The organism is Salinivibrio sp. MA427 (assembly GCF_001996115.1).
Lineage (GTDB): Bacteria > Pseudomonadota > Gammaproteobacteria > Enterobacterales > Vibrionaceae > Salinivibrio > Salinivibrio costicola.
The window spans coordinates 1-8,031 of the sequence record NZ_MUFH01000106.1 but is presented as its reverse complement, the minus strand read 5'-3'; the positions used below and the strand labels follow the sequence as shown (position 1 = coordinate 8,031).

Genomic DNA, 8,031 nt, shown 5'->3' with positions numbered 1-8,031 from the left:
ATATTGCTCGACGGATTGATAGAAGTATTTACCGCAGAAGAGCTTAATGCCTTGGCTGATTTCTATGGATCGGAGGCAGGGCAATCAGCGCTCGCTAAATTTGGAAAGTTTTCTGCATATATTAACCCTCGACTCAAAAAGATCGTTGTCGAAGAGATTCATGGCGATCAGCGGTAGAGAATTTAACAAGTGCGTGAACAGGACCGCTTTTCCAGCGCGGTTGCGCTTCCAAAGCGGCCTGTTACGCCAGCGATACAGCCGAAAGCGTGCGCGTTTATCCGCGACAGGTTCACACTATCCCAGAACGGATGACAAAAAGAGCCTATTAGTTATGCGTTTACAGACTTACGCTTGGGGGTAGTGTGAATACCAGAATAGAGAAATGCGGGCGTTATGCCCTGAGGTGCTATGAGTAACTATTACGTCTACGTTTACATTGATCCAAGAAATTTCGAGGAGTTTTACTTTGGAAAAGGTAAAGGCTCCCGTAAACATGCTCACCTGAATGACGACTCAGATAGCGAAAAATCCCGCCGAATAAAGGCCATCAAGAAAGAAGGATTGGAGCCAATAATCAGAGTTATTGCTCGCAATCTATCTGAGCACGATGCGCTGCTAGTTGAGAAGACGCTACTCTGGAAGTTGGGTAAGCAGCTAACGAATATATCCTCGGGCCATTATGCAGACAATTTCCGTCCGCATGACTCCCTACACAAATACCTTTCGGGGTTCGATTTTCAAAATGGACTGTATTATTACAACGTAGGGGAAGGTCCGCACCGCAACTGGGATGACTACGTTGCACATGGGTTTATCTCCGCAGGTCAGGCACCAAGATTCCGGGATGCAATGCTAGGTTTTCAGAAAGGGGATTTTGTCGCAGCATATCTCAAGCGCCACGGTTTTGTTGGGGTTGGCCAAATTATCCAAAGTGCTCGGCCGGTGCGTGACGTTCTAGTAGGCGGTATTCCACTTTTACAGCAAGAGTTGGCATGCCCAAATATTGCGGAAAACTCGAACGATCTCGATAAATCGGAGTATGTTGCACTCGTGGACTGGATCAAGACTGTTCCCCGAAACGAGGCAAAGTGGAAATCAAAGAGTGGGTTGTTTACCTCGCAACTCATCCGAGCCTCGTTGGATGGTCAGCCAGAAACTGTAAAGTTTTTGGAGCAGGAGTTTGCCGTTGATTTCGCGGAACTTCTGGCATAACAATCGGCTGCACAGCGACCGATTTTCCGCCGCTTCGCGGCTCCAAAACCGGCGCGTGAGCCGGGCGTTAGCAGTCACAGCATCTGGAGGTGAAGTCAATGATCATATGGGGATCGAAAGGTCGAGAAATAGTAGAAAACGAAGGCACATTCTTCTGTCCAGAATGTAGTCAAGAGTCTCAATATTTCTTGAAAAGAGTTGGCCAGTATTTCACCTTGTATTTCATTTCTTTATTTCAAACAAAAGAGTTGGGTCGATTTGTGGAATGCAAATCATGTAAAAATCAATTCAAGGAAGAAGTTCTTAACTATCAGCGTAAAAAAGTACCTTCCAGTGCTGCAAGCGAAGATGAAGAAAGGCAATTTTCTTCTGCCGCGGAAATGGTTCAAATGCAGATGATGGGGGCCTCCATACTTTATGAGGATCAACTTTCCAAAATGACCCAAGAGCAAGAGAAACGGTACTTGGCATTTGAGCTTGGGGTTATTGAATATTTTGATAGGGCTCTTTTAAGTCTCTCTGAGACAGAAAATTCAGATGTAAGGTTTTCTAACTTTCTGATTTACTACGCCAGTCAGAAATATGGCGAAAATTCTGAAGGGGTATTTCAGCTATGGAAATCACTCGCTGTCCATGGCCTTTTAAATGGCGAGCGTAAGCTGGGCTTTGATTCAGTGAATAATCAGATTAATCCTGACGGCACTAAAAAAGAAGGACATTTTCCCGGTAGTTATTTAAAAGAGGCAGTTGGTTTTGAATTGTAAGCTGCTAACAAACGCGTCAATAATGACGCTCGCAAGCTCGCGTTTATTACGCGGGCGTTAATAATACAAATATGAGGAAACCATGTGGTTCGTAATCGGAGGGATAGTTTTTTTGGTCGTACTGTACGGCGTGATTAATGGCTCCCGGAATAGTGATCCTTTAAATAGAAAGTGTGCGGCGGAAATTTGCGAGTACCTGACTAGCAGAGAGGACTATGATCCTGTCGAGATTCAGGCAATATTTCAAGAACACGCGCGGTATCAAAAGCAAGCCAACCACGTCGCATCAATGGTTCCAGCGCTTCTTATAAAATCGGGCGCTCCAAAGGATGCAGCAATGCAAATTTACCCTTTGGTAAAGGCTGCTGCGGCGATGCAGCCACGGTAGAATTTTTAATAAGTTGCTGCTGTAGTACGCGCCGATGGCTGCTCTTTTCATTGCGGCTCTGTCTCCATTACAAGGTCGCCGCGAATCTCAGCGTTATAGATTTAAGTCGAGGTCGTCATGAACAGGAAACAGAAGCTTGTTCTATTTACATACAGCATTGTTGTTGTTGCGATGGTTGTTTATCCGCCCTTCACATTGAAAATGCAGGGCTACATTGTGCTTAGTGAGCATTCTTGGTTGTGGAAACCTATTAGCCTCAACGGAGACTACGGGAAAACGGCTTTGGGTACGCTTAATATTGCTCAATTGTCTTTTCAACTCATAGCAGCCTCATTGGTTGCAACGGCGCTAACCATCGCCAAAATGGATTGACAGCTGTAACAATTGGCGGCACAGCGATCGATTTTCCGTCGCTTTGTAGCTCCAAACCGGCGCTTGAGGCGGGCGTTAGTTTTGAGGAATGAGTATGCGAAATTTCTTAATAGTATTTCTGTTTTTTCCACTATTGGTCTTCGCGGAAGACCAATGTCCACCAAATTCTAGTCCTGATATTCTACGAGAAAGGTGTAGATGTAATACGGGTTATGAGGTGAAAAATAACCAATGCGTGGAAATTAATATTCCAGAGAATGCATCGGCTTCAATTATGGGTGGCTGGCAATGTAATACTGGTTATAGAAAAGATGGTGATAAATGTGACAAAGTTCAGCTTCCCAGTCATGCTAATTTTACGTTTGGTGATTCATGGTCATGTAATCAAGGCTATAAAAGAAGTGGAGATAAGTGTATCAAAGTACAATTACCTGATAACGCGCACTTCACCTTTGGCTCTGTATGGGAGTGCAACGCAGGCTTCACAAAAAACGGTAACTCTTGTAGAGCCATGAACCGAAATGAGTTGGTAGAACAAGTAAAGTTACTTAATCAAATGTTGATTATACAAATGAGTAAGTCTTCTGGTGGTAGATGTTCGTCTGGTTTTGATGAGTGTGAAGATGAATGCGACGACCAATTTTCTTCATACTATGATGAAAAAAATGCGTTGAAGCATGTGAGGAAGGCGAGGATGCTTGTGATTAATCTAGACGTGTGTCAGGCGCACTATCGAGGTATTACATGGCCTTAGAGCAAAGTTACTACAGGCTTTGGTTTGAGAGTTTTAGGCTACTCTATCAGTCGGGGCATACTGATCCAGTTCAACTGCACCTAATGACCGGCCAGAAAATCCCAGACGAAATTGCAAAAGAGTGCAAGCGTAGAGACGTAGACCCGCACGATTTATTAACCGAGTGCAAGAAAGACTTTATCCGCGAGTATCCAGTAGGCACTAGGTTCCATTTAAAAGTGAAATTGACTGACAGAGAAAATGGCGGCATGTTTTTCTACAGTTACTTTGGTTGGAAGCCTTATGAAATTATCGCTCCTGAGTAGAGCGACTAAGTGGTCGCCTAACAAGTTAATCAATTTCGCGCCTTCGGCACCGGACGCGCTAAAGCGCGCCAGTGGGCTCTGGCTTCAATCAGAAAAGGAGTTAACAAGTGAAGCACATATTTTTGATTTCGCTACTTGCTGCGCTTAGTGGCTGTACTTCAGTTCAGTACAACGGCTCTCCTTCTGCAATGAAAAATGTTGACTATCCTCCCTTGGGTAAAGAAGTCACGGCTTATGTGGGTGATCACATGGTCGAGAAAGGCATAATCTACGAGGAGCAAGTATTGTACGTCAAACAGCGTGTTGATGGCGCGCTATACGATATTCCCAGAAAAAGTTATCGCCAGGTAGGGTTTGATGAAAAAGAAGACTTTTTCTCAGCAGTAGGGGTTATTAAGGGGGCATTATCTGATCCTATAGAGGCCCTTGCGGTTGGTAAGGAGCAAGGAAGCCCAGTCTGTGTCATCACTACACTTGGCGGCAGTTCTTGTTACGATGCCGATTATGAGCGGCGTGGTCGGGTGTCTGAAACCAGGAACAGCTTTCAGCAAACCTTGATATATAGTGGTCGTGTGGGAAATAAGATTAACATTGGCTATCGGGAGTTTAGCAACAATACCGCTAGGCCCGCTTTTAATAATGAAGTTGAATACGACCTGAGTGAATCAAAGCGCATTGGTTACAAGGGCGCTATTATCGAAGTATTGGAAGCTGATAACAGCAGTATCCGCTATAAGGTTCTTCGAAACTTTCCAGGTTAATAAGACGTATCACGCTGAGGCCTTTGCGCTTCTTTGCTCTTGAAGTGGGGCGCTGAGCCGTAACAAGTATGGATAGGTGCCAAGAGAGTTCGTCTTGCCTATAACTGCGCACTCTCACCCTTCAAAACTGCGTAGTCTTTTGCGCACTTTTTGACTCAAGACCCGCGCCCCACAAAGGCTAGCGACGTAAAGATGTCATCGGTGTGCGGTTTTTCTTTTTTGTCTACAAGGGCGCAATTTTTCGCTTTCATTTTAACCCTACTGACGCCGTAGCGTTTAGTTTGGCTGGGCCTATAGCGTTTTCCTTTGCCATTGGCTTTGCCTCGCACTTTAGCAAGATACGACAGCCAGTAGATGATCTCGGCTTTGGCGTGTGAGTCTCCTCTAGGTAGCACTTTAAAGCCGCACCCTTGAACATGGCCGCCTTCAAAGGCTGCCCAGTAATCGTCAATGGTGGTTTGAATGGTGTTGAAGTGATTCACCTTTGAGCCATCAAGAAAGAATACACAATGGTAATGCTGCTGTTTGGCCTTTTCATGTTCTCTCACCCATAGATAGCCAATGTTAGGCGTTTTGTAGCGCCGCTTTAAGGCTTGCACCACCAGCGAGAACAAGCGGCTCACCGTTGTGCTATTGTCTGTGTATTCGGTTAAGTGCAAATCAAATCGAAAGCAGAACACTCTCGCGTAGTGAGATTCCATCGCTTCCAACTGACCGACCAAGCGCTGGAGAATGTCAGTGTAGAGCGGCGACAAGTTTGGCCCAGTATTGACCTCCCAGCAGCGACCGTCTTTGGTTTTGAAAAATCCCGTATTAGTGGAGTAGGGCAATTCCTGATCTCCTTTTCATTACTCCACCAGCTCCTTTTTCATCACCGTTTTCGGCTTCAAAGTCGCTTCGCACGCATCGGAAGTCGGCGAACCAAAGTGTATTGCCCTTATTTCTCTTATCAGTGATATGGATATTGAGTGGAGGATATTAATAAAACCCGACATACTTCCCCAGGATCGGTAAGTGGCCACTATCAACGTGATTGCAAGGCTGCCAAGTCGCTCTCAGTAACCAAGCGCTTTGAAACAAGTGGAAATGCGCCTAAAAAACCTTGAAAACATATCTCACCTCGTCTAATCCTATTAAATCGGATGTTTAGCTGATAGCAGTTACTTACTTTTGCCACTGCCAATAAAAATGGCTGCCAACACTGACAGCCACTGGTTTGAATGATTTTTACTATTGGCGGCGCAGAGATATATCGCCTCGGCTAGCCTGTAAGTGCYGTTTAGCCGTTGTCGCGAGCTCCTGCATTGCCCATATAACTCCCTTACAATGTTGGTTATCAACGTCTTGAAAATGAGCAGTACCCCAGGGAAAACGCATGAAGATCCGCGCCATGACTGGGTTAGCGATTTAATGACTTAGTTGTCAATTAAGGCTTAAAACCGTGCGTTGTATCATCTTTATTAATTAAAACTAGTGAAAATCAAGGATCAATTTGTTGATCATTTTCAGTGCGATTTAATGGTCTCCTAATGTTTAGGAGATTAAAAATGACAGAAGAAAAAAGTCCATTTATGCATTTCGTTTCCATYARAGAYATTCGCCAAGAAGGWAAAGTTGAACATACGTTATCAGATATTATTTTGATAACGATYTGTGCGGTKYTKTCTGGYCATGATACYTGGAAAGGTATTAGTGATTATGGMCGTAAGCAGCGYGATTTYTTATTACGYTTTGGCTTYTCAGGTAAAACRTCACCGTCGGCAGATACGATCGCAAGAGTGATGGGAACCATCAGTCCAAAGGCATTACAAAAAGCCTTTATAGAATGGATGAAATCCTGTCATGAATTAACGGATGGCGAAGTGGTTGCCATTGATGGAAAAACATTAAGGGGCTCATATAATCGAGCAACAGACCAAGCTGCTATTCATATGGTTAATGCATTCGCAACAGCAAATGGTGTATGCCTCGGACAGTCGAAAGTAAATAGTAAAACCAATGAGATTACGGCCATCCCTAAGCTGCTGGAATTGCTCGATATTTCAGGTTTTTTGATTACCATAGATGCTATGGGTTGTCAGCACAAAATCGCACAGAAAATCATCGATAAAAATGCTGATTACTTGCTTGCTGTTAAAGGAAATCAAGGCAGGTTAGATGAAGCGTTTGATAATTATTACCGCCCCTCAATGCTTCAAAATTTTGATGGCGATAGCTATTCATCACAAGAGAAATCGCATGGGCGTTTGGAAACACGATGTGCCCTGATTAATACTAATTTAAGTGTATTAGGTGATTTGGCTTATGATTGGCCTGAACTAAAAACGATGGGCATCATGGTGAGTGTTCGACAAGAAGGCAAACACGCCGAAGAATCCGATATTTCTGTGCGCTATTATATAAGTTCAAAAGCACTGACAGCGAAAGAGCTTCATGATGCCACGCGCTCACACTGGTTAATTGAATCAATGCATTGGCAACTTGATGTTGGATTAAAAGAAGATGCTTGCCGAATAAGAGTCGATGACCGAGCGGAAATTTTTGCACGAATAAGGCAAATGGTTCTGAATTTATTAAAGCAAGAGAAGAGTTTTAAAGCCGGTATTCAACGCAAGCGAATGATGTGCGCGATGGACCAAGAGTACCTGGCGACCGTGCTGGGAAGCCTTTCGTGACGGGGATGTTCATGCGTTTTCCGTGAGCAGTACCCAGTACGACAGTTAGGCTCTCTAGCTGACACAAGGCTTTATCCGCCAGCTCAGCGTGATCAACGGGATGCTTGGTTAAACTCGTCATTACGCTACCTCACTGAACGCTTGTGGCTCCGACTGAAAAGCGGCTAGCAGCGCATTGCAATCGCGCTTTGCTTTTATCTCGAAGGTAATTACGAACCGTATTCCTTGAGATACCCAACTCCTTTGCAATGCGGCGGATACTGCGCCCTTGCTGATGTAAAACGTGTATTTCCACGAGTTGCTCCTGATTGATCATAATCCGCCGCTTTGTCCATGTAACGAACGGATAGTTTGGCTCAGGTGGGTCAATTTTAAATCGACGTTAGTGGGTCAGTTTTACATCGGCGCTGACATCAGTTGAGTCTGTTCAACAGACTCCGTTTTGATGTATCTACCAGAGTCCCGAGAAAATGAGAGTTGATAAAAGAATCCGGTATAACAAGTGGTTACTTCATTAACCTAACGGTTAAGCTCTATCATTGGTTTATTCATGTCTCGTCCCTCGTCATGAATAAACTTTTTAAGTAGGTTTTGAAGGCTTACGCTGCGCTATGCCCAAAGGGGCAAGCCCCTCTGGACTCCCATTGGAAGCTTAGTCGCCTTGCTGCAAGAGCAGATCACATATTGAGCACCTGAGCAGATGGTGAGATGATAGTTTTTACGCTAGGAAGGTAATCGACTTAAATCACAAAAATCTTCTCACCTAGAGAGTCAGACGCAGCATGAAAAGCACCCGATAC

The 8,031-nt window shown here is 44.5% G+C and carries 8 protein-coding genes and 1 pseudogene; 7 read left to right on the top strand and 2 right to left on the bottom strand.

Annotation, left to right across the window (positions count from 1 at the left end):
- Positions 1-408: 408 nt before the first annotated feature.
- The 6 genes from BZG79_RS08560 to BZG79_RS08530 all read left to right on the top strand — a co-directional run bounded on the left by BZG79_RS08560 (position 409) and on the right by BZG79_RS08530 (position 4,556).
- Complete coding sequence (locus tag BZG79_RS08560) at positions 409-1,212, top strand: GIY-YIG nuclease family protein (protein ID WP_077774190.1); 804 nt, start codon at positions 409-411, stop codon at positions 1,210-1,212.
- 98 nt (positions 1,213-1,310) lie between these two features.
- Positions 1,311-1,976 (top strand): zinc-ribbon domain-containing protein, encoded by a 666-nt coding sequence (locus BZG79_RS08555; protein WP_077774189.1) that lies wholly within the window; start codon positions 1,311-1,313, stop codon positions 1,974-1,976.
- Between the two features lie 505 nt (positions 1,977-2,481).
- Positions 2,482-2,736 carry a hypothetical protein gene (locus tag BZG79_RS08545; RefSeq protein ID WP_077774187.1) on the top strand — a complete coding sequence of 85 codons (255 nt, stop codon included), beginning with the start codon at positions 2,482-2,484 and terminating at the stop codon, positions 2,734-2,736.
- Between the two features lie 217 nt (positions 2,737-2,953).
- A complete protein-coding gene (locus BZG79_RS08540; RefSeq protein ID WP_199877640.1) occupies positions 2,954-3,490 on the top strand; it encodes a hypothetical protein in 537 nt (178 codons plus the stop codon).
- Positions 3,481-3,795: a hypothetical protein gene (locus BZG79_RS08535; protein WP_077774185.1), complete on the top strand. Its 315-nt coding sequence runs from the start codon at positions 3,481-3,483 to the stop codon at positions 3,793-3,795. The genes BZG79_RS08540 and BZG79_RS08535 overlap by 10 nt, the downstream gene beginning before the upstream one ends.
- A 107-nt stretch (positions 3,796-3,902) precedes the next feature.
- Entirely contained in the window at positions 3,903-4,556 is a 654-nt protein-coding gene (locus BZG79_RS08530) for a hypothetical protein (protein ID WP_077774184.1), read from the top strand.
- 155 nt (positions 4,557-4,711) lie between these two features.
- On the opposite strand, the gene BZG79_RS08525 is transcribed toward BZG79_RS08530, so the two are convergent.
- Positions 4,712-5,386: an inovirus-type Gp2 protein gene (locus BZG79_RS08525; RefSeq protein WP_077774183.1), complete on the bottom strand. Its 675-nt coding sequence runs from the start codon at positions 5,384-5,386 to the stop codon at positions 4,712-4,714.
- 717 nt (positions 5,387-6,103) lie between these two features.
- Here BZG79_RS08525 and BZG79_RS08520 point away from each other — a divergent pair.
- Positions 6,104-7,231, top strand: a complete 1,128-nt coding sequence (locus tag BZG79_RS08520) for an ISAs1 family transposase (protein ID WP_077774182.1) — start codon at positions 6,104-6,106, stop codon at positions 7,229-7,231.
- Between the two features lie 193 nt (positions 7,232-7,424).
- Here BZG79_RS08520 and BZG79_RS08515 read toward each other — a convergent pair.
- Positions 7,425-7,547: pseudogene (locus BZG79_RS08515) on the bottom strand (helix-turn-helix domain-containing protein); the annotation flags it as partial.
- Positions 7,548-8,031: the final 484 nt, after the last annotated feature.

Bases quoted from the DNA above. Each gene is read 5' to 3' on its own strand.
- BZG79_RS08560 (WP_077774190.1), top strand. From the start codon at position 409: ATGAGTAACTATTACGTCTACGTTTACATTGATCCAAGAAATTTCGAG.
- BZG79_RS08555 (WP_077774189.1), top strand. From the start codon at position 1,311: ATGATCATATGGGGATCGAAAGGTCGAGAAATAGTAGAAAACGAAGGC.
- BZG79_RS08545 (WP_077774187.1), top strand. From the start codon at position 2,482: ATGAACAGGAAACAGAAGCTTGTTCTATTTACATACAGCATTGTTGTT.
- BZG79_RS08535 (WP_077774185.1), top strand. From the start codon at position 3,481: ATGGCCTTAGAGCAAAGTTACTACAGGCTTTGGTTTGAGAGTTTTAGG.